Source organism: Bifidobacterium sp. MSK.13.1 (assembly GCF_019131435.1).
In the GTDB taxonomy this organism is placed as follows: Bacteria; Actinomycetota; Actinomycetes; order Actinomycetales; family Bifidobacteriaceae; genus Bifidobacterium; species Bifidobacterium pseudocatenulatum.
Genome location: NZ_JAHOMM010000003.1, coordinates 154,531 through 176,295 on the forward strand (window position 1 = coordinate 154,531; position 21,765 = coordinate 176,295).

A 21,765-nucleotide genomic window follows, 5' to 3' on the forward strand; every position below is an offset into this window, starting at 1 on the left:
AATTGGCGGGAATGATCGGTATATCTGTGGACCATTCCCCGCCAATCTATAAATCAGCGATCTGTAATCAGCAATCACTGATCATTCTTGATGGCATCCAAAGCGGGAATCTTCACAGCCTTATTGGCCGGGCCGAAACCTGCTACCACACCAACGGCGATCGAAAACAGCATGGCCACCACAAAAAGCCACCACGGAATCACCGAAATGCGAGTCACATCGTCGCCGCCCATAATCGCTTTGCCGATATTCTCAATGCTGAATCCACCCAAAGACGCCATATTGATGCCTATCGAACCAATCGCGGAAATCAAGCAAGCGATCACACCGCCGACAAGGCCGATCGCACCAGCCTCGCACAGGAACATCATGCGAATATCGCGCACATAGCAGCCAAGAGCCTTCATAATGCCGATTTCGCGCGTACGTTCCGACACCGACATAATCATGGTGTTGGCAATACCAATCGCGGCAACGAAGAACGACACCGCGCCGATGCCGCCCAAAGCCAACTGGATGCCCCGCGACTGCTTTTCGATCTCCTTACGCGTTTGCTCAAACGAGGAAGTCTGATAACCGGCGCCCTTGATTTGCGCTTCAACGTCGGCAACGTCTTTGATGTCTTGGGTGTGCACCAGTACCTGATCGTAAACGACCTTGCTCGACGTGTTGGCCTTGGTGTCCCCCGATATTTTGGCGTTCAACGTTTTCATATCGTCGATGCTCATCACAATGCCGGAAGTGAACGCATCATAGTTGTTGGCGGAGGAATCAATGACACCCACCACCGTGTATGGCATGGTAATGGTGGGACTCTCACCACTGCCGGAATCGGATGGCGCCACGGATCCGCCGCCCACCTTGCGGTAGTCGTCGGGACTTTGATAGTTGGCTCCGGTAATCAACGTGATTTTGGAGTTCAGCATATCGAAGAACGGGTCTTCGCCTTCGGATTGGGCGCAACCGTGCTCATCGCAGTAATAACCGCCCGCTTCTATACGATGATTGCTCGGGTCTGACGCATACTTGTCGTAGAACGAATACACGAAGGATTTGCCCGCCAACACTTCGCCGGCACGCATCGGAAGACGTCCGCTGGCCAATTTATAGCCGGATTCTTCCAATTGCGTGGCGTCGACTCCCACCACGTTGACATATTGCGACACGTACCGGGAGCCAGCTCCTTGCGTGGCATCCACACTGTATGACATCGTTTTCTGAGGAAGCACTCCGGCCACACCGGCAATGCTGCGGAAATTCTGCACGGCGTCATCGTCGAGTTTCGCCTGTTCGCCGTCGGCACCGCTCACGCTGGATGACGTTGCCGTGGAATGTGAACCTCCGCCGTCCGCATATACGGTGATGTCGTTCAGGTTGCCCATGTTTTTGAGCATCTGCTCGTTCTGTTCGTTGATGCCTTGGCCAATGGAAATCATGAGCACGATCGAACAGCAGCCGACGATCACGCCAAGTACCGTAAGAATCGTACGCGATTTGCGACGCAGCAGATTCTGCGTGCATGAACGTGCAATATCCGAAAATCGCATGCTCACTCCTTGTCGGAGGGCACGGAATCAATCACCTGGGTCGGCGCGTCAATGGCACCAGCCGTATTAGCCGCACCATCATCAGCACCTGCATGCGAATCGGAGGGATCCCAATCCCAATCGTCATCCTCGGCAGCCTTCTTCGCCTTCTTGCGGCGACGCACAACCACCACAACCACAATGGCGATCACGGCAACGACAGCCACGGCAACGACAATCCACACCCAAGTCGGAATGCCTTGATTTTCCTGCGGGTCAACATCCATACCGGGATCGGCGGGAGCCGGAGCCTCAGACACCGTAATCTTCACCGGCGATTCCTTGGTCTGCTGCTGGCCGTCGGCATCCTCGTACGTCACCTTCAGTTTGGCATCATATTCGCCGGCCGCATCCGCAGTGAAAGCGAATCCGATGGAACCAGAAGCGCCGGACGCCACATTGCCGATATACTGCGTGGCTTGCGTGGCGGTGATGCCGTCGCCCTCGATGGACGCTTCGACATTGGATACATCCCCCTTGCCCTTGTTCACGTATTCCATGGAAATGGTGGATTCCTCGCCCGCATTGATGGCGTCTGGAAGCACGGGATCGCCCAGTTCGAAACGGTCGGGCTGCGAAACAGGTACGGAAATCTTGATATCCGAAGTGTTGGAATTGCGGGTGCCGCCATCGACATACTCGTATTTGAAGTTGATATCGATGCCCTGCGCGCCGTTCTTCGCACTCGACAGCACCTGCATGGGCACGGTCTGGGTCAGGGAATAGCCCGCCCACAGCGAATCGTAATAGAACGTGTTCGTACCGCCGGAAATGGCGAAATTCTCGCCGCCGTCAACGGTCACGACCATATTGCCGACCGCGACCTTGCCCATATTCTGGAAGGTGAAGCCAAGATCGAAATTCGTGCCGACCGCCACGGAACCGTCGCCATAGGTGAAGTTGGTGATGATGATGTTCGGCACCGGACCGGCCGGCTGCACGGTGGAGCCGCCGTTGTTGTCGTCAGTGCCATCACCGTCTTCGGCGAGCGCCGTCGGCACAATGCAGGTCAGCGCGATGGCGATGGACGCCATCAATGCGATGAGCATGTTGATGAATTTTGCGGAATGGTTGCTGTTACTCATGGAATTTCCTTCTCTTCTCTGCCGTCACGCGTTGTTCATCAGACGGTCATCGATGATGCGTCCGTCAAGTAGCGTTACGATACGGTCGGCATATTGCGCCATATTGTCATCGTGGGTGACGAGCACGATGGTTTGGTCGAGGTCGCGAGCGAACGCGCAGATCATGTTCATCACGTCGGTTTTGGTTTTGGAGTCGAGGTTGCCGGTCGGTTCGTCGGCGAATACGACTTGCGGTCTGGCTGCGAACGCTCGCGCGATGCCGACACGCTGTTGCTGTCCGCCCGACATTTGCGTCGGGTAGTGGTTCATGCGTTTGCCGAGCCCTACTCGTTTCAGCATTTTCTTGGCGATTGCCTCACGCTTGTTTTTCGGCATGCCTTGGAACATCAGCGGCATTGCCACGTTTTCCACGGCAGTCAGATTGGGAAGCAGGTTGTATGACTGGAATACGAAACCAAGATGTTTTTGCCGAAATTCCGCCAATTGCCGTTCATTCAACCGAGAAATGGGCACTCCCCCGATGCGCACGCCGCCTTTGGTCGGTTTTTCCATACCTGCTAGCTGGTTCAGCAGAGTGGATTTGCCAGAACCGGATTCGCCGTAGATACAGCAGATCTGCCCTTGCGGAATGGTGAGATTGATGCGTTCCAGCGCCACGACGGTTTCGTCGAGCACCGGATATTCCTTACGCAGATTCTTGACTTCGATGATGGGTCTGCGCGTCCCCGCCATCGACTCTTGCCCTTCATGATCTGTCATAGTCTTCATTGCCCTCCCCCACACGGCGTCAATACGTCTGTCCCACAACCGAGTTTATACCGTTTTCCAGTTCCCTGCATCCCTTAGGGGAATACCCCGAGAAGCACAGACCCCCGTCTCACATCCTCCTAAAACAACCCTAACTAGGGTGGTTTTCTCGTTTCGTGCCAAAAACACTTCGTTTCGTGCCAGACGGCAAAATCCCCGAATCTCGCAAAAATAGAATGAAAACAACGAGGCAGACATTCGGATGACGTTGTCGGAAGCGTCATCCGCATATCACACAAGGGGAACCATCATGCGTCGTCGTTTTACTCAAACCGAGGTGTATTACCTGAACACCCTGCCCGCGGTGGAGCGAGCTTCCATGGACCGCATCACGTACTCGAAGGAATTTCAGGTGCGTTGCATGGCGCAATATCTGCGCGGCAACGGTCCTACCAGTATTTTCGCCAGCGCAGGTCTTGATCCGAAAATCATGGGAGGCAAGCGCATCGAACGCGCGATCGCCCGTTGGAAAGCCGATCCGAAAATCATGCTTGAAGCACAAACGTTGGCAAACAAATCCGATTCCGGGCAGCGCGATCTGCTGGTGATCACCCAAGCCATGACCATCAAATGGCTGGAAAAGAAAGTCATGGACCTGCAGAAACAGCTTCACCTGCTTGAATCACATGCGATGAACTGCTCACTGCCGAATTCAAACTCCAGGGAAGGTCTTGTCAGCATGGCGTGACATACGCCGAAACGTATGACATGCGTGCGCAAAACACGGTCATTGCCGACAGGCCAATCACATAGACGTGCGTTGCGGTACGGCAACGCGCCAAACAATAATCCCTCCTTTCACCGCCGCGCTCTCCGTCACATATAAGCGGCCGTCTCGAAAGGAGGGATTCTTCATGCCTCTGGAACGTCAGCGAAACATCCTCGCCCCGTATCGACACTCTGCATTTCGTGTATAAAATGCGCTGTCCTTACTCTGCATTTCGTGTAAATGCCTTAATTTTCAAGGAGTACACCATGCTCTTCAGGCGCAAGGCATATCAAACACTCATGGCTTGGAAAAGCCCGTCGAATGGCAAGCGCGCCATGCTTATTGAGGGAGCACGACGTGTTGGAAAAAGCACTTTGGCGCAAGAATTCGCACAACACGAATACGAAGGTCATCTTGTCATCGATGCAGAGCATCGGCACGGCTATTCTGCGACTATTTCGCAGCTTCGTCCGCGGACATCATGGCCTGGGTGATCTGGTCGCGCATCTCGTTGAAACCGCCAGGCGTCGAAGCCGGCAACACCACCGTCTTCGCATTCTGCGACGAGGCGAGATTACGCATGGTGTCGAGATACTGGTTGAACAACACCACATTGTTCACGTCGTTCACGTTCATGCCGACTGCCTGCAGGCTCTTGATCTGGTCGACGATACCATTGGCGATCTCACGACGATAGTTGGCCTGGCCTTCACCCTGAAGACGGGTCTTCTCAGCCTCGGCTGCCGCCTGGGTCTCGATCTGAATACGCTGGGCTTCGGCGCGCTGACGGGTGGCCTCCTTCTCGCGCTGGGCAGCGTTGATGGAATCCATGGCGTTCTTGACCTGCGGACTCGGATCGATGGCAGTGATCAGCGTCTTGACCACAGTGAAACCGAAGCGGGACATTTCGTTGCCGACGGTCTTCTGTACGTCAAAGGCCACATCGTCCTTACGGGAGAAGGCATCGTCCAAAGACAATGCAGGAATGGCGGAACGCAGCGCATCCTCCATGTAGGAACGCAGCTGACCAGCCGGATCACGCAGCTCATAGTATGCGGTGGCCACATTGCTCGGGTCAACACGGAACTGAGTGGACGCCACCACCGTGACGAACACATTGTCAAGCGTCTTGGTCTCCAACTGCACATTAAGCTGATTGACGCGCATGTTGGTTTTCATGGCGATACGGTCCACGAACGGGATTCGAATATGAATGCCGGCGAACTGCACCTTGTTGAATTTGCCGAAACGCTCAATAATATAGGCCTGCTGCTGCGGCACGATAAACAACGTGGACAGGAACAGGAACGCGACGATAAGTGCAATGACAAGGAGCGTAATAAGGAACGGCATGACATTACTCCCTTCTTTGGTTTTCTCTCGAAAGCCTGTTGATTGACGGCTTTCCGTAGGTTCTGCAACCATTGCCGAACCCAAGCAAAAACTTACCAAAGAATGCAATCACGTGCAGACAATGTCCGCGAGTTGGGCAAAGTCCATTCGGAAGCCGGACATCGACCGTCCGGAAGCCGACCCACATACGTCTACGAGCCGAACAGGAGACAATTCTCCTTGTCCGACTCGTGAGATGGCATACGCAATGTTGAATCAGATCAGGCCGAGTTCCTTGCATTTGGCTTGCAACTGCGTGGCCGAAGGCTCCACCAGCCATGAGCCATCGGCGAACCGAATCACGGGAATGTGCTGTTGTCCGCTGATCGCAATGGCCTTCTCTGCAGCACCATCCTCATGCTCGATATCATGAAGGCTGTAGGCGACCCCGAAACGGTCTAATGCTGCCTTGGCTCGATGGCAGTCGCCGCACCAGTCGGCTCCATAGAAATCAATTGCCGCATTGTCAATCATAAAATCACTCCTTACGAGGCATTAATCTCATCAAATTTAGGCGATGCCTCAAGCAACATCTTCGTATACGCATCTTTAGGGTGTCGTAACACGGAACCGACAGCTCCATATTCGACAAGATGGCCGTCTTTCATTACCGTCACCTCATCCGCAACTTCCTGAACAATGTCCAAATCTCATACTCATGCCCCGACAATCCCGGATAATGCACGGATTTTACCAGCGGATGCAGCAACAGATAGCTGGAGATCGCACGCGCGTTCTCCTGCTGGCGGTCCATGCGCAGGGCGAGCGTCTGAATACCACGACGCACCGAATCGCATTCGTTCGGCGCAAGCACGCCACCCAAACGATTCTGCGCGAAGTAGACACGTTTGCCCAACCCGTCGTCCTTGACCACCACAAGACCGGCGTTGACTTCGGAATGGCCGGCCAGATACTTGGTAGCGGAATGGATGACGATGTCGGCACCTTGGTCGAGTGGCAGCTGCAGATACGGGGTAACGAATGTGTTGTCGACAATGGAAATCGCACCATAGCGATGAGCGATTTCAGCAATCTTCGTCACATTGTTGACCTGCAGCAACGGATTGGTAAGAACTTCGAAATACACGGCCTTCGCCGGACAACCATGCGCGGGTCCCTTGGCGGAGTGCCCGGAAACAGCGGCATCAAGCGCTTCGTAGTCGGCGGGTTCACGGCTCCGGTGTTGTTATCGTTGACCGGCAGTCCGTGGACAAACTGAGTGTTGAATCTGGTCATGGTGCGCACCCCCTCGGGTTGTGGCTCATTGCCGCATGCCATTCACGCGGTCACTGGTACCCACTAAACCGCATCCTGCGTTTCAACGCGCGCCGCACCTTATCAACGTTGGCTATAGAACGCGCGAATCGCCATAACGTTTTCTTGTAAGCGGCTATCAAACGGCGGAGATGCAAGGCATCGCACCGCAATCGCCAGTTCATACATAAAAGGCTACGCAGGAAAAATTACGCTAGCACAGCAACCACCCGGCGCACAGCCTCACGCAACTGGTCCTCGGATTTAAGCAGGCTGAATCGTACGTAATCCTTGCCCACTTTGCCAAAACACGTGCCCGGCAGCGCGGCGACGGACGCACGTTTCAACAGCGCGGCGGCAAATTGTTCACCCGTCTGATCTTCAGGAGCGTGCACCCAAGCGTAGATGCCACCGTCTGAATCGAAAACATCAAGTCCGGCTTCACGCAATCCACCTGCCACGATTTCGCGACGAGACGCATACCGTTCCGCAAGTTCGGCCACACAGCTCTGATCCGACAGCAGTGCCACAGTGCCCGCGTCTTGAATGCTGGACGTAACCATGGAACCCATTTGATAGTGGTACTGCTTCACATGAGACACAATGTCGTCGTTGCCCGCGATGAAACCGGCACGCCAGCCGGCCATCGCATACATTTTCGACAGTGAGCATACTTCCACCGCAACATCGAAGGCACCCGGCAGCGACAGTATGCTGATTTGCTGCGCATCGACCCCCAATCCCGCATAAGCGAAATCCTGCACGATCGCGAAATGATATTCATGAGCCAAATCGATGGCACGTTGCAGAAACCCACGCGGAGCCTGCGCACCCGTCGGATTGTTCGGATAGTTGAGCACCAGCACTTTCACACGATTCCACACTTGCGCAGGCACCGCATCCAAGTCCGGCAGGAAGCCGCGCTCTGGCAGTGACGGCAGCAGAACCTCCTCGGCACGGCTCATCACCGTCATGCAATGATACGAGGGGTAATACGGATCCGCATACGCCACAGCGTCGCCCGGGGAGACCAACACCGCGAACAGCGCCGCGAGACCATCAACCGCGCCCTCCACGGCAAAAAGCTGTGTTTTCCAATCGACCTCAACACCGTACGTATTGCGATACCACTGTTCGGCAGCCTGCAGAAAACTCGGTTTGCCGTCGAACGGCGAATACCGGGCATTGGCCGGATCGTCAACCGCCTTTTTGGCTACTTCTCGAATGAAATCAGCAGGAAACGCGTCCGGATTGCCTTTGGCCAAATCAATCACATCGGCCCCGTCCGCAACCGCGGCAGCCACTTTGCGATCCATATCGGCGAACACATTCGGCGGAATCGACTGCGCCACCGTAGTGAACGCAACAGGAGAAACATACGAAGTCATTCATCAACCCTCCCTATCATCGTGCGACTGTATATGCGCACATTCACGCATATACGCAACCATCAGTGCGTCACCTTGCGTGCGAACCAATCGCCGATCCATTGAATGATCTGCACAATGACGATCAGAATAATAACAATCACGACAAGCACGCCGGTTTCGTAACGGTTATAGCCGTATTGAATGGCCATATCGCCGATGCCGCCAGCGCCGATCGTTCCGACCATTGCGGAATAGCCAATCAGTGAAATAATGGTGAGCACCACACCACGAATGAACGACGGCAAGGCCTGAGGGAATACCGCATCCACAATGATTTGGCGTGTGGTGGCACCAGTGGAGATGGCAGCTTCAAGCAAGCCCGGATCAACTTCGGAAAACGCGCTTTCCGCGATTCGCGCAAAGAACGGCACCGCGGCGATCGACAGGGAAATTGCGCCACCTGTCGGCGTGTAAGGATCACCCAGAATCAATTGCGCAACCGGAATGAGCACCACCATAAGAATCAGGAACGGCAGCGAACGAATCGCGTTGACGATGAAACCGACAATAACGTTCAACGCATGATTCGGCGTGAACAAACGATTTTCGGTCAAATACAGCAGCAACGCCACCAACGTGCCCAACACCACGCCGATAATCGCCGACACCACAACCATGTATGCCGTGTCGATCAACGCCTGACCGAGATTGTCTTGAAGGATTTCCAGAGTTTCTTCCATTGTTCTCACGCCTCCTGATTATCCGCAGCTTCGGCGGCCACAACCAGCTGCCCACGATCAAGTTCCCGATAGCTGAACACATGCGTTCTCAACGTATTCAACGCCTGCACCAGCGGCTCCCCCGCGCCAGAAACGAGCACAATCAGAATGCCGATGGCCTGCGAACCGAAATATTCCACATTCGCATGCAGCACGTCGATGCTCACGCCGTAATCCTGCGCGACCCGGCTGATGAGCGGTTCGAGTGCCGCATCCCCCTTGTATCGCAGTTCCACGATGGTGCCGGCCGGCAGCGACGGCACCAGCTGCGGCGGCACCGCAATGCCCAGATAGCGTTCCACCAACGCTTTGGTGGTCGGATGCTTCGGCGTGCTGAACACGTCGAAGGTGTTGCCTTGCTCCGCTACCACACCGTTTTCCATAACGGCCACTCGGTCGAAAATCTGCTTCGCCACGTCAAGCTGATGCGTGATGAACACGATGGTAATGCCCAGTTCGCGGTTGATGCGTTGCAGAAGCGCCAGAATGCCTTCCGTGGTTTCCAGGTCAAGTGCGCTGGTAGCTTCATCGCACAGCAGGATTTCCGGCTTGTTGGCGAGCGCACGTGCGATGGATACACGCTGTTTTTGCCCGCCCGACAGGCTTGACGGGTAGCTGTCGATTTTGTTTTCCAAACCGACCAGTGCCAGCAGTTCGCGGATGCGTGCCGACCATTGCGCTTTCGGATATCCGCCGGCTTTCAGCGCGAATTCGATGTTCTTGCCGACCGTGACATTGGTGATCAGGTTGAATCCTTGGAAAATAAAGCCGATTTTCTTGCGCAGGTCGCGCAGCTGACCGCCTTTGAGTGCGGTGATGTCGCTGCCGTCGATCACCACATGACCGCCCGTCGGTCGTTCCAGCAGGTTGATGGTGCGCACCAACGTGGATTTGCCTGCTCCGGAGAAGCCCACGATGCCGAAGATTTCGCCTTTTTCCACGCTGATGTTCACATGTTTGACCGCTTCGACGGTTCGTCCGCCTTCATGAAAGGTCACGGACACGTCGTTGAGTTCAATAACGCTCATGGTTCGTTCCTCATTCCGTTCAAGTACGTGTTTACGTTCGTTCGATACGTTTCGTTCGATACGTTTCGTTTGATGAATCTCGTTTGCATAAAGCCCGTATGAGTTTCCCAATTCATACGGGTCTTTGCATATTACCTATCGCCGCGCTGCAGCGGTCACCAAGTGGTCGGCTTGCCGAAATCCTTGAACTCGCTCTTGGCGATGGCGTCCTTGAATTTCTGACTGACGAGCAGTTTCTTGACGGCCTTGCCGAAGTCGGAATCGACGTCCTGGGTACGGACCACGAACACTTCGATCACGCCATTATCCTGCTTTTCCATGGCGAGCGCGTCGGCAGGCTTCAGATCAGCAGCCCAAGAGTAGTTGCCCGGCACCAGAGCCACATTAACGGTGTCCAAGGAACGGGCCAGCTGTGCAGCATCGATCGTTTTGATTTTGAGGTTCTTCGGATTGGATGCGATATCGTTGACCGTAGCCTTGGTGGCATCGACTTCGCCCTTGAGCGTCACCAGACCCTGCTGCTGGAGCACGCCGAGAGAACGTGCCAGGTTAGAGCCATCGTTCGCGATTGCGACCGTAGCTCCGTCTTCGATGTCATCGATGGACTTGTACTTGTTGGAATAGATGCCCAGGCCAAGGGTTGGGGTCTGTCCAAGGGAGGTCAGGTCGAGATTGTTGTCGGCGGTGAACTTCTTCAGATAATTGCCATGCTGGAAAAGATTCGCCTGAATGGAACCAGATGCAAGTGCCTTATTGGGCTGCACATAATCGTTGAACAGCTTGGTTTTCAGTTTGAAACCGTCATCTTTCAGCAGTGGCGCGATGACCTTGTCGACCATGTCGCCGTATGGTCCTGCGCACACGCCGACGGTGATTGTGGTGGTTTTGCCCTTCGTGGTGTTCAGGCTTTCCTTGGATGCGGATGCGCTGTTGCCGGAACCGCATGCCGCAACGGAAATAAGTGTTGCAGCGGCAAGTACTGCTGCAACGATTCGTTTGATGCCGTTCGGCTTCTTGAAAATAGCGATGGTCATGGTTGTTTTCCCTCTCCTACTTGTTTTGAAAAAATACGATTATTCCGTTACCGGCTTACTGGCTTCGACGTCGGCTTTGGCCTGTGCGACGATGTCTGGATTGTGGATGGCGAAGGCTTGTTCGGCGAGATGCACTTCGCGGGTTAGGAATTCGTGCAGCTTGCATTCGTAGCCATGCTCGCGTCCGACTTTGGCGATATAGCCGTTGATGTAGTCGACTTCCGTTGGACGTCCCTTGGTCAGGTCTTGATACATGGACGGATAGTGCAGCGGATGTGCCACGCCCGCGGTGTGCAGAATGGTTTCGACTTCCGTTTCGCGCGTGCCCAACAGTTGGTATCCGGCTGCTTCGGCCGCACTGTAGGCTTCATCGACCAGCTGTTCGGTGAGCCAACGCGCGTCGGGATGCGCATGGAATTCGCCGAAACGAATCTGGTACATGGTACACAGCGTGTTCAGTACCGAGTTGAATACGATTTTCGCCATGCACATGCCGATGAAGTTGTCCACGATGGTCGGGTTGAGCGTGGCCGTTGCGAAATCCTCGTACAGCGCCTGCTCGTGTTTGCTCACCTCGTCAGTCACATCATCCGCGTAGGCACACAGGTTCATGGCCTTGGCATGTACTCCGCCGGTGAAGTTGAAATCGCCGGGGCCGTACACGTAGGCACCGATCAGTGCGGTGCCGCCGTAAATGCGGTCTGTGGAGAAGTATTCGTTGAGCTTTTCGAAGTGTCCATAGCCGTTCATGGCGGAGAACACGATCTGCTTCTCATTGAACAGATGGGCGCAGCGCTTGAGCACGCCGTCAAGCTGCATCTGCTTGAGGAACACGATCCACACGTCCGGCTGGCCGGCGTATTCCTCCGGATAGTACACGTTGATCGGCACGAGATGGCGGTCTTCACCGTCTTGCGACACGTAGGCACCGCCCAGCTCGCGGATCTTCTCGACATTCGGCTTCCATGTATCGACGAAGTCGACGTCTTTGTGCGCGAATTCCTGCAGCAGCACACCGTACTGGATGCCCATTCCGCCGGCACCGATCACTGCGTACTTCATGTTCCGCGCTCCTCTCTCGTAAAACATCTCGCTTGTTTTTCAAGCAGACAATCACAAGATATCGGAAAAACAACATGGCAACATCGGCGTGGCTATATACGCTTTTTATGGAAGGCGCGAATCGTAATAATTGTTTTTTATATAGCGTTATCAGCAATCATATATTTGTATGTAAATATGATTATCTGAATATAGAAAAACCTTCCACCTGAAGCGACGGAAGGTTCAAAATATTTAGTTTGATTAACTAGTTATCAGTCGACCACACCTTTTTCGACCACGATTTCATCAGGATCGACTTCGTCGCCATACACCGGCTTCAGTGTCTCCTCATAATCCTTGTGGAAGAAGTTTTCATCGCCAAGCTTGTCGATTTCGTCGTTGATCCAGTCAAGCAATTCCTTATTGCCCTTCTGCACTGCGGCAGCGATGGTGTCCTTATCGCCCAGTTCGGTGATACCGACCTTGAAGCCCTTGTTGGACTTGGCCCATGCGAGCACCTCGGTGTTGTCGGTGGAGAAGGCGTCGCCACGGCCGTCGAGCAGCGCGTTGTAGGCATCGGCGTACTGGTCGTACTTCTGCAGCTTGATGTCGGGGTAGTTTTTCTCGAAGAAGGTTTCGGCGGTGGTGCCCTTGGTCACGATCAGGGTCTTGCCCTTGAGCTGGTCAACGTCGGTGATTTCGGCGTTTTCCGGGGAAACGACGCCCAACGCCACCTTCATGTACGGCTTGGCGAAGTCGACCTTCTCCTTGCGCTCGTCGGTGACGGTGAAGTTGGCCAGCGTGATGTCGACCTTGTTGGAGGTGAGCACGTCGACTCGGGCGGCGGCGTCAACGGAGGTGTATTCAACGTCTACGCCAAGATCCTTGCCCAAGCGCTCGGCGAAGTAGACGTCGTAGCCGGCATAGTTGCCGTCCTTGTCGACGTAGCCGAACGGGGCCTTGTCGGAGAACACGGCGACCTTGAGCTTGCCGGACTTCTTGATCTCATCCAGAGTGCGGGCGGTGGCGCTGCTGCTGGAACTGGAATCGCTACCCGTGGAGCCTTCGTCGCTCGGAGTGGCCGCGGACGGACCGCAAGCAGCCACGGAGGCTGCCATGATCAACGCGGCCGATGCGGCCACGATGCTCTTGAATGTTTTGTTGATGATTGATGCGGTCATGGTTTCTCCTCTCTTGCAAAGATGACTGCTATCAAAATCTTGGGTTTCGCCGATTCTCGCCATTTGTCTTGATTATTCGGATTGATCGGCGGACTTGCGGTGCCGGTCGAATTCAAACGTATGCAGGAACTGCTTGGCACGTTCGGTGGTCGGATTGGTGAAGAATCGTTCGGCATCGTCGGACCGTTCCACAATGCCGCCATCTTCAAGCAGGATCACCTGGTCGGCGATGGCTCGCGCGAATTGCATTTCGTGCGTCACGATGAGCATGGTCTGGCCGGAATCGGCGAGTTCGAGCATCACGTCGAGCACTTCGCGCACCATTTCCGGATCGAGCGCGGCGGTGACTTCGTCGAACAGCAGCACTTCCGGATGCAGGATCAGCGCACGGCAGATGGCCACGCGTTGACGCTGGCCGCCGGAAAGCTCGTGCGGCCAGGAATCCTTGCGGTCGGCAAGGCCGACGCGTTCCAGAAGCCTGATCGCCTCCTGCTCGACTTCGCCCTTATCTCGCTTCTGCACCAAGGTCGGCGCCAGTGTGATGTTGCCAAGCACGGTTTTGTTGGGAAACAGGTCGTAGCTTTGGAACACCATGCCAACGCGGGTGCGTAGTTCGCTGCTGCGCTTGCTGCGTCCAGCGGACTCAGTGCCCGGCTTGCCCGTTTCGATCACTTCGCCGTTGAGCGAAATGGTGCCGCCCTGAATCGGCTCAAGGCCTGCGATGGTGCGCAACAACGTCGATTTGCCGGAACCGGAAGGCCCAACGATCACAAACACCTTGCCATGCGGCACGTCGAACGAAATATCGTTCAGCACTGGCCTGTCGGCATTGGCGTACTGCTTGACCAAATGCGCAATCCCAAGACTTGCCTGGCCTGCCTGAGTCTGCTTGCCCGCTGCATCAGTCATGCGACCACCTCTTTTCCAGTCGGCGGGCCACGATGGACAGCGGCCAGCACACGATGAAGTACATGAAGAAAATCACCCCGTAGATCCACAAGGTTCCGGTCGGGTATTGGAAACGGTTCGCGTCGATGATCTGTTGACCCACTTTGATGACCTCGACCACGCCGAGAAGCACGGCCAACGACGTCGTTTTCACGATTCGTGTCGCCAGATTCACCGAAGCCGGCAGAAGCCTACGCAACGCTTGCGGCAGAATCACTGTGACGAACGTCTGCCAGCCACTCAACCCAAGCACATACGCGGACTCATACTGGGCTTTCGGAATCGACTCAAGCGCGCCACGCACCAAATCGCCCAATTCCGCGCCGCCCCACAGCACGAACACGAACACGCATGCGCCGGTCGCATCCAAATTCCAATTCCACGCACGGGCGAAACCGTAAAACGCGATGAACAGCAACGCCAATTGCGGCATGATGCGAATGAAATCCAAATAAATCCTGGTCAGCACACGGATGACGGGATTTTTCATCGTCATCAGCCAGCCGACGACCAATCCCACAGGAATGGAAAGACCCACCGAAACACCGGCGATCCACACCGTAACCCACAGGCCCTGCAGCAGGCGCGGGAACACGCCCGGCTCGAGCAGAATCTCAGCGCCGCTCATAGTCGAACCTCCGTTCCAGCCAAGTGCCGAACAATGAAATCGGCAGCAGAATCACCAAGTACGCGACGACCAGCATCAGCAACGATTCGTACGTGCTGTAGTACATGCCGATCAGATCCTTGGCCATGTACATCACGTCGGCGAGCGCGATGGCCGACACGACGGATGATTCCTTGATCAGGAAGATCACGTTGGCCACAATGCCTGGGATGGACGTGCCGATGGCCTGCGGGATCACCACGCGGCTCAAGGTCTGCCATTGGCTCAGGCCCAGCACGTATGCGGATTCGCGCTGCACGTTCGGAATGGTTTCGAGGCCGCCACGCATCGCTTCGGCCATGTAGGAGCCGCCGAGAAAGCCGAGTCCCACGATCGCGCATTGTTCCGCGGACCAGACAACGCCAAGCTTCGGCAGACCGAAATACAGGAAATACAGTTGTACCAGCAACGGCGTGTTGCGGCTGAGTTCGATGTAGACGCGCACAATCTGCTTCAACACTGGGATGCGTGCGATTTCAATGCCCGCGCAGATGAGACCGACCACAATCGAAAGCACGATGCCGAATACGGAAATGAACAACGTCATCGCCGCACCGTTGACGAAGAACGGCGCGTAGTGCGTCACGAATGTCCAGTCGAACACACGCGCCTCCCCTCTTTCTCGCTAGGTTTTCGAATGTTCTGCGGATCGTTTGAAGCCTTCTCAGGCTGTTTCCAAGCTTTAGCCTTGAACGCGCCCCATCGTACCGCGCGATAATCACGGAACAGGCCACGTCGTTATCGGTTTTTCGTATAAGCGTTTATCAACCTTCAAGAAATGCTTCCCGGTAATCCTTGCCACAGTATTGCACGTCGGCGCTTTCCGCCGTCAGCTCATATCGAAATGTGAAGATTGGGTATGCCTTGCGAGAGAGTATGCACATGCTCATTCGACATGCAACGATGGAGGATTTGGACGCGATTGAGGCTGTGGAGGCTGCCTGCTTCCCGCCTGCGGAGGCCGCAACGAACGAGAGCCTGACCGCACGCGTCGCCACATATCCGGAACATTTCTGGCTTTTGATCAACACTGACGCCGATGACGACGCCTGCTTCCCCGCTTCCGTGGAAGATGGCACGTTGGTTGGTTTCGTCAATGGCATGACGACCAATGAGAAAGATTTGGCTGATGTCATGTATGAGGATGTTTCCATGCATGACGAGCAGGGTGATTGGCAGATGATTTTCGGCGTGGATGTGGCTCCCGTCTACCAGCATCGCGGTTGCGCCAGCTATCTGCTGCGTCGTGTGATCCTTGATTCGACGATTGCCGGACGCAAAGGCATTGTGCTGACATGCAAAGAACGTCTTGTCGGATTTTACGCCCGCCTGGGATTCGTGGACGAAGGCATGTCTGCTTCGACGCACGGCAATGTGGCATGGCATCAGATGCGCTTGCCGTTGACGCAATCCCCTTCTGAAGAATCGTTCGTCAAGTCCGATCCAGACGCAAAAACCATGGAAATTCCAATGGTTTCGATCGCTAATTGACGGCGAGTCACCCCTCGCAACACCATCGCGACACGCCGACGATTTGCATTCCGCCGAGAATCCACGTAAGTTAGCACTCGCTTCGGGCGGTTGGCGCAGAGGTAGCGCACTTCCCTGACACGGAAGGGGTCACAAGTTCGAATCTTGTATCGCCCACGCGAAGCGGGTAACGAAGCCGGGAAACCGGTGGAATTATCCCACGGGTGATTGGCGCAGCGGCTAGCGCACTTCCTTCACACGGAAGGGGTCATAGGTTCGATTCCTATATCACCCACTGAATTTCCGCTTCTCACGGCGGAAGTTCTTTGCGGACATAGCTTAGTTGGTAAAGCGCAACCTTGCCAAGGTTGAGACCGCGGGTTCGAGTCCCGTTGTCCGCTCCACCAAGCCCCACCTCGTGTGGGGTTTTCTTTTTCTCACACATCTACTCCACTCGCGTTTTTTTTTAAAAAAAAAACTGCCGACACGCGGAACTTTGCACAGTCCGGCGTCGGCAGCCTATCTACATGTTTTACGCCTCTTCGCCGTGCCAGGCGTAGTCGAGGTGCATGAATTCGGGGACCTTGTACCATTTGACCGGATAGCCGGCGCCATGCGCGCAGAACACCGAATCCGGCGTGTTCTCCAGGTCGGATTCCGGATCGTAAGCCATGTTCTCGATCACCTCGTCGGCATTGTGGCACGGCTGGTAGCCGGCGAACACGCAGCTTAAATGGCCACGGCCGTGCGTGTACGCGTTCACGTCCATCGCATAGTCACGCATTTCGGATACCGGCGCCGTGCCGTTCAACACCATATATTCGCCGTCGCCGGTAGGCGTGTCGAACGTGCCCGACATGCGCTGGATGTCGGCCATCGCATGTCCGACCATGTCCTGCGGCACTTCCAGACGGAAGCCGTACCAAGGTTCAAGCAGACGGCAATCGCCCTTCTTCTTCGCTTCCATCAGGCCCTGGCGTATCGCGCGGTAGGTGGCTTGGCGGAAATCGCCGCCTTCCGTGTGCTTCAGATGCGCACGGCCCGTCAGCAGCGTGATTCTCATATCGGTGATCGGCGAGCCGGTGAGCACGCCCAGATGCTCGCGTTCCTGGAAATGCTGCATGATGAGGCGCTGCCAGTTGCGGTCGAGCACGTCCTCGCTGCACACGGTGGCGTATGCCATGCCCGAGCCCTGCGGCAGCGGTTCGAGCAGCACATGCGTTTCGGCGTAGTGACGCAACGGCTCGAAATGGCCGATGCCTTCGACCGGCGCGGCGATCGTCTCCTTGTACAGGATGCTGCCCGGTCCGAACGTGACGTCCAGGCCGAAACGGTCGTGCATGATCTGCTGGATGATCTCCAGCTGCACCGCGCCCATCAACTGCAGGTGCACTTCCTCTAGGCGAGACTGCCAGACGACGTGCAGCAGCGGATCCTCGTCCTCCAGTTCGCGTAGGGCGACGAGACATTTGTGAATGTCGCACTCCCCCGGTTCCAGCGTGTACGTGAGCACCGGCTGGAGGACCGGACTGCCGGCGTCCCGCTCCATGCCGAGGCCTTCGCCGGGGAATGTCTGCGTCAGACCCGTGACGGCGCAGATGGTGCCTGCGGGGACCGTGTCGACGGTGGTGGATTTCGCGCCGGAATAGACGCGCACCTGGTCGGCTTTCTCATGCCATTGGCCGTCTTCGGCAACCACATCCGCGTCGCCGGCGTGCGCGGTGCCGCTTAGCATCATCTTGGCCTTCAGTTCGCCGCCGGTCACCTTGAGCCAGGTCAGACGGTTGCCTTGCGCGTCATGAGACACCTTATATATGCGTGCGCCGAATTCGCCATTGTATTGCGGCTCTTGCGCGAACCGTTCGAAACCTGCGACGAACTGTTCTATACCGTCCATTTTCAGCGCTGATCCGAAATAACAGGGGAACAGCTCACGGCGGGCGATCATGGCGCGAATGGTTTCGTCCGGCACGGTTTCGGTGTCGAGATACGCGTCCATGGCCGTTTCGTTTTGCATGGCGATCTCCTCCATGCGTTCGCCGTCAATCGGCTCGGTGAAGTCGACGCAGCCGTCCGAGAAGCGTTTCTTGAGTTGGGCGAGCAGTTGCGTTTTGTCGGCGCCGGGCGAGTCCATTTTGTTGACGAAGACGAATGTGGGCACCTGATAGCGATTGAGCAGTCGCCACAGCGTTTCGGTATGGCCTTGGATGCCGTCCGCGCCGGAGATGACGAGGATGGCGTAGTCGAGCACGGCGAGCGTACGTTCCGTTTCGGCGGAGAAGTCGACGTGTCCAGGAGTGTCGAGCAGGGTGATGGTGAGGTCGGGCGTGGCGATGACGGCCGGCTCGGTGAAGATGGTGATGCCGCGCTGCCGTTCCATGGCGTCCGTGTCGAGGAAGGCGTCGCCGTGGTCGACGCGGCCGAGTTTGCGTACTTGGCCGGTAGCGTACAGCAGCGCCTCCGACAACGTGGTCTTGCCCGCGTCCACATGCGCCAGAATGCCCGCGACGATTCGCTTCATGGTCTCCCCTATCTTCGCAAGCCAATGGCTTGCCGTTCAATGGACAGGAAAGCCCCCGCACCGCATGAAACGACGCGAGGGCTTGATGGTGACCCCGGCCGGGCTCGAACCGGCGACCTTGAGATTAGAAGTCACATGCTCTATCCAGCTGAGCTACAGGGCCAAACTAAACACAGTATAGTCAGTTCGCACACGGTTGCCAACTCGACACGGCAATCACATCGCCTTGAGCACAATGCCGACGATGGCTACGAGCACGCCGACGTATTGGATGCCGGCCACGGGCTTGCGTGGCACGCCAAGCAGGCCGAAACGGTCGACCAGCAATCCTCCGCCGACCTGACCGAGCAATACCAGCATCACCGTCATGCCGGTGCCGATATGCGCGGACAGGTACGCGTTGCACATCACCAGCATCGCACCCAGCAATCCACCTACCCACATCCACCACGGATTGCCTTTCTTCAGCGCGTCGCCGAGGCTGTAGGTGCGGTCGACGAATGCGACGACGATCGCAAGCGAGATCAGACCGACCACGAACGAGGCGAGCGATGCCTTCACCGGCGATCCCAACGCGACGCCCAGCTTGCCCAACAACGCCGTCTGCACGGCCGAACACATGCCGAACGCGATGCCTGCGCAACTCCACAGCACGGTCGCGGAACCTGGCACATGTACGGCTTTTCCGTCAGTTTCGGATTTTTCGGAATCGCCGGAATTTTCCGAACCGCCAGCCGGGCGATCGATGGCAGGCCTCAATCGCAGATTCGGTCCGGCGACGGCAAGCAGGAAGCCGACCAGCGTGATCGCCGCGCCTGCGATACGCAGCGGGGAAATCGGCTGCGCGGTAGTGCCGAACCAGCCGAAAGCGTCGATCAGCAGGCCCATGACGATCTGCCCGGTGACTGGCATGATCACGGTTTTGAGACTGCCCAGTTTCGGCAGCAGCAGCACATTGCCGGTCAGGAAAGTGACACCGAACACGCCCGCGAACCACATCCACCATGGGCCGTTCGCCGCGGTGGCGGGAATCAGCGGATACGGGCCAAGCAGCAGCGTCAAAGTCAGCATCGCAATGAGGCCGACGCTGAACGACACCAGCGAGGCGCGCAACGGCGAGCCGATGGAACGGCCGAGCCGCGTGTTCACCGCGGTTTGCACCGGCGTGATCAGTCCGGAGAAAATTCCCAGCAATCCTTGCAGCATGTTCAGCCTTCCTACGTTTCTCGGCACACGCTTCCCGGCACAGATTATCACAGCACCAGACCATCAGCCGACGTAACAATAAACCCTTGAAATCCAATGATTCCAAGGGTTTTCATGCAATCCCAGCAAAAGGTGCGAACCGGCGACCTTGAGATTAGCGGTCAGGGAAACCGGTCGACGGCCAAACGCTACTCGATAATCCAGCTCAGGCCGACGAGCACGATGACGAACAGCACGTTCACCGCGGTGTAGACGGCCAGATAACAGCCTTTCTTGTCCGGGTAGGCGCGCGTCACGTTCTTGTAGCCGATCAGCGACGCCATGGACGCGATCAGCGTGCCCAAGCCGCCCAGGTTGGTGCCGATGATCAGTTCACGCCACTGGTCGCAGAAGCCCGACAGCAGCAACGTGGTCGGCACGTTGGAAATGAACTGGCTGGACACCACGGACACTTCCAGCGGATGCGCCCCCACCAAGGAGGCGGCCAGCTCGTAGAATTCCGGCACGCGTTTCATATTGCCGATGAAAATGAAGAACATGCAGAACGTGAGCGGCAATCCCCAGTCGATATTGCGGAACACGCGGCGATCGCAGAACAGGAACGCCACCACCACGATCACGCACATGGCCCATAGCGGAATGAAATCGCTCACAGCCAGCAAACACACGATGAACAGCGCGCAATATACGATCGTGCGCCAACCACCGTAACCTGCGCCGTAGCCGGTCACACGAATCTCATCCGGCTGCGGCTGATCGGAATTCGGAGCGAGCACATTCTGTTCGATGCCGCTGCCGTCGATAGAGGAAAATTCGGAAACAGGTTTCTTACCGAACACCACACAGGCGATGACCACCAGCAATACCGCCGCAGCAACGGAATACGGTGCCATAATGCCGATCATTTCAGCGGACGGCATGCCCGTCAACGCTTTCAAATACAGGTTGTGCGCATTGCCGATCGGCGTCAACATACTGCCCACGTTCGCGCCGACGGTCATCAACGTGCCGACCAGCACCGCATGCTCCTCCATGTGAGCCATGGTGAGCACCGCGATCGCGAATGGAATGAACGTGACCAGCGCCACATCATTGGTAATCAGCATGCCGGAAAAATAGGTGAGCGAAATCAGCGTGATCACCAATCCGCGAGCGGTGCTCACATGATGCAGCAACCGCGAACCGATGATGCGGAACACACCGATGCGCTGGAAACCGCACACCACCAGCATCAGGCAGATCAGCTGCGAAATGGTGCTGGCATGAATATATCCGGCATACTCCTTGTCAGGAGGCACGATAAAGCATGAAATAAGAGCAAGTATGGAAGCAACTACGAGAATGGTCTCGTTTTTCAGGATTTTGACGACCAATCGTCGCATTCATTCCTCCGTGAATCCAGTTTGCAAACCGTTTGCAGACCCGGGCGATTTACTCAAGAAACGCCGTATTCACTTTACCCGAAAAATCGCGTACCACATACCCTTGGCATACTATTTTTCCGACCATTCCAACGTTTTTCAGCCCATGCGCCTTACTGTTCCCTGACTTTGCAAACCGGCAAAACTGTTTTGCAATTGCAAAACACGCCGAAGGATACCGTGCACCAGCCAAGAATTCGTTAAGTATTCTTCCTGCGTTCACCACACGTTCGCCGGCTGTTCATACCGCACTCAGGCATGTG

The 21,765-nt window shown here is 56.1% G+C and carries 20 protein-coding genes, 4 tRNA genes and 1 pseudogene; 6 read left to right on the plus strand and 19 right to left on the minus strand.

Annotated features, from left to right (window positions below; genetic code table 11):
• Positions 1 to 74: 74 nt before the first annotated feature.
• The 3 genes from KSY55_RS05410 to KSY55_RS05420 are packed head-to-tail and all read right to left on the minus strand — an operon-like array spanning position 75 to position 3,430.
• Entirely contained in the window at positions 75 to 1,547 is a 1,473-nt protein-coding gene (locus tag KSY55_RS05410) for an ABC transporter permease (protein ID WP_118233276.1), read from the minus strand.
• A 2-nt stretch (positions 1,548 to 1,549) separates the two neighbouring features.
• Positions 1,550 to 2,671 (minus strand): COG1361 S-layer family protein, encoded by a 1,122-nt coding sequence (locus KSY55_RS05415; protein ID WP_211129013.1) that lies wholly within the window; start codon positions 2,669 to 2,671, stop codon positions 1,550 to 1,552.
• A gap of 24 nt (positions 2,672 to 2,695) precedes the next feature.
• Complete coding sequence (locus tag KSY55_RS05420; RefSeq protein ID WP_004219579.1) at positions 2,696 to 3,430, minus strand: ABC transporter ATP-binding protein; 735 nt, start codon at positions 3,428 to 3,430, stop codon at positions 2,696 to 2,698.
• Positions 3,431 to 3,728: 298 nt separating this feature from the next.
• Between KSY55_RS05420 and KSY55_RS05425 the strand changes: the two genes are divergently transcribed.
• Both KSY55_RS05425 and KSY55_RS05430 read left to right on the plus strand, forming a co-directional pair.
• Complete coding sequence (locus KSY55_RS05425; protein WP_065435083.1) at positions 3,729 to 4,166, plus strand: transposase; 438 nt, start codon at positions 3,729 to 3,731, stop codon at positions 4,164 to 4,166.
• 356 nt (positions 4,167 to 4,522) lie between these two features.
• Positions 4,523 to 4,681 (plus strand): AAA family ATPase, encoded by a 159-nt coding sequence (locus KSY55_RS05430; protein WP_254881872.1) that lies wholly within the window; start codon positions 4,523 to 4,525, stop codon positions 4,679 to 4,681.
• On the opposite strand, the gene KSY55_RS05435 is transcribed toward KSY55_RS05430, so the two are convergent.
• From KSY55_RS05435 to KSY55_RS05490, 12 genes and pseudogenes are all read right to left on the minus strand, one after another.
• The gene (locus KSY55_RS05435; protein WP_033524268.1) at positions 4,641 to 5,540 is read right to left on the minus strand and encodes an SPFH domain-containing protein; all 900 of its coding nucleotides are present in this window, start codon (positions 5,538 to 5,540) and stop codon (positions 4,641 to 4,643) included. The genes KSY55_RS05430 and KSY55_RS05435 overlap by 41 nt on opposite strands.
• Before the next feature lie 255 nt (positions 5,541 to 5,795).
• Positions 5,796 to 6,053: a mycoredoxin gene (locus tag KSY55_RS05440; protein ID WP_004219588.1), complete on the minus strand. Its 258-nt coding sequence runs from the start codon at positions 6,051 to 6,053 to the stop codon at positions 5,796 to 5,798.
• Positions 6,054 to 6,246: 193 nt separating this feature from the next.
• A pseudogene (locus KSY55_RS05445) lies at positions 6,247 to 6,815 on the minus strand (PLP-dependent transferase); the annotation flags it as partial.
• A gap of 227 nt (positions 6,816 to 7,042) precedes the next feature.
• Positions 7,043 to 8,221 (minus strand): pyridoxal phosphate-dependent aminotransferase, encoded by a 1,179-nt coding sequence (locus tag KSY55_RS05450; protein ID WP_217749591.1) that lies wholly within the window; start codon positions 8,219 to 8,221, stop codon positions 7,043 to 7,045.
• 62 nt (positions 8,222 to 8,283) lie between these two features.
• On the minus strand, positions 8,284 to 8,943 hold the full coding sequence (locus tag KSY55_RS05455; RefSeq protein ID WP_004219596.1) for a methionine ABC transporter permease: 660 nt from the start codon (positions 8,941 to 8,943) through the stop codon (positions 8,284 to 8,286).
• Between the two features lie 5 nt (positions 8,944 to 8,948).
• Positions 8,949 to 10,010: a methionine ABC transporter ATP-binding protein gene (locus KSY55_RS05460; protein WP_117793604.1), complete on the minus strand. Its 1,062-nt coding sequence runs from the start codon at positions 10,008 to 10,010 to the stop codon at positions 8,949 to 8,951.
• Between the two features lie 155 nt (positions 10,011 to 10,165).
• Positions 10,166 to 11,044, minus strand: coding sequence for a MetQ/NlpA family ABC transporter substrate-binding protein (locus KSY55_RS05465; RefSeq protein WP_217749592.1), 879 nt, complete (start codon positions 11,042 to 11,044; stop codon positions 10,166 to 10,168).
• A gap of 39 nt (positions 11,045 to 11,083) precedes the next feature.
• Positions 11,084 to 12,106 carry a ketopantoate reductase family protein gene (locus tag KSY55_RS05470; RefSeq protein WP_217749593.1) on the minus strand — a complete coding sequence of 341 codons (1,023 nt, stop codon included), beginning with the start codon at positions 12,104 to 12,106 and terminating at the stop codon, positions 11,084 to 11,086.
• A 254-nt stretch (positions 12,107 to 12,360) separates the two neighbouring features.
• The gene (locus KSY55_RS05475; RefSeq protein ID WP_004219603.1) at positions 12,361 to 13,269 is read right to left on the minus strand and encodes a cysteine ABC transporter substrate-binding protein; all 909 of its coding nucleotides are present in this window, start codon (positions 13,267 to 13,269) and stop codon (positions 12,361 to 12,363) included.
• Positions 13,270 to 13,341: 72 nt separating this feature from the next.
• Complete coding sequence (locus KSY55_RS05480; protein ID WP_065446935.1) at positions 13,342 to 14,178, minus strand: amino acid ABC transporter ATP-binding protein; 837 nt, start codon at positions 14,176 to 14,178, stop codon at positions 13,342 to 13,344.
• A complete protein-coding gene (locus KSY55_RS05485; RefSeq protein WP_055063100.1) occupies positions 14,171 to 14,845 on the minus strand; it encodes an amino acid ABC transporter permease in 675 nt (224 codons plus the stop codon). The genes KSY55_RS05480 and KSY55_RS05485 overlap by 8 nt, the downstream gene beginning before the upstream one ends.
• Positions 14,832 to 15,488 (minus strand): amino acid ABC transporter permease, encoded by a 657-nt coding sequence (locus KSY55_RS05490; RefSeq protein ID WP_055063099.1) that lies wholly within the window; start codon positions 15,486 to 15,488, stop codon positions 14,832 to 14,834. The genes KSY55_RS05485 and KSY55_RS05490 overlap by 14 nt, the downstream gene beginning before the upstream one ends.
• 278 nt (positions 15,489 to 15,766) lie before the next feature.
• Between KSY55_RS05490 and KSY55_RS05495 the strand changes: the two genes are divergently transcribed.
• The 4 genes from KSY55_RS05495 to KSY55_RS05510 all read left to right on the plus strand — a co-directional run bounded on the left by KSY55_RS05495 (position 15,767) and on the right by KSY55_RS05510 (position 16,758).
• Entirely contained in the window at positions 15,767 to 16,375 is a 609-nt protein-coding gene (locus tag KSY55_RS05495) for a GNAT family N-acetyltransferase (RefSeq protein WP_226555485.1), read from the plus strand.
• Positions 16,376 to 16,459: 84 nt separating this feature from the next.
• Positions 16,460 to 16,531, plus strand: a tRNA-Val gene (locus tag KSY55_RS05500).
• 45 nt (positions 16,532 to 16,576) lie between these two features.
• A tRNA-Val gene (locus KSY55_RS05505) sits at positions 16,577 to 16,649 on the plus strand.
• Positions 16,650 to 16,682: 33 nt separating this feature from the next.
• A tRNA-Gly gene (locus KSY55_RS05510) sits at positions 16,683 to 16,758 on the plus strand.
• Between the two features lie 128 nt (positions 16,759 to 16,886).
• Here KSY55_RS05510 and KSY55_RS05515 read toward each other — a convergent pair.
• From KSY55_RS05515 to KSY55_RS05530, 4 genes are all read right to left on the minus strand, one after another.
• Positions 16,887 to 18,875, minus strand: coding sequence for a translation factor GTPase family protein (locus KSY55_RS05515; protein WP_004219610.1), 1,989 nt, complete (start codon positions 18,873 to 18,875; stop codon positions 16,887 to 16,889).
• An 86-nt stretch (positions 18,876 to 18,961) separates the two neighbouring features.
• Positions 18,962 to 19,038 (minus strand) — tRNA-Arg (locus tag KSY55_RS05520).
• A 53-nt stretch (positions 19,039 to 19,091) separates the two neighbouring features.
• Entirely contained in the window at positions 19,092 to 20,081 is a 990-nt protein-coding gene (locus tag KSY55_RS05525; RefSeq protein WP_004219611.1) for a DMT family transporter, read from the minus strand.
• Positions 20,082 to 20,269: 188 nt separating this feature from the next.
• The gene (locus KSY55_RS05530) at positions 20,270 to 21,463 is read right to left on the minus strand and encodes an SLC13 family permease (protein ID WP_065439932.1); all 1,194 of its coding nucleotides are present in this window, start codon (positions 21,461 to 21,463) and stop codon (positions 20,270 to 20,272) included.
• Between the last annotated feature and the right edge of the window lie 302 nt (positions 21,464 to 21,765).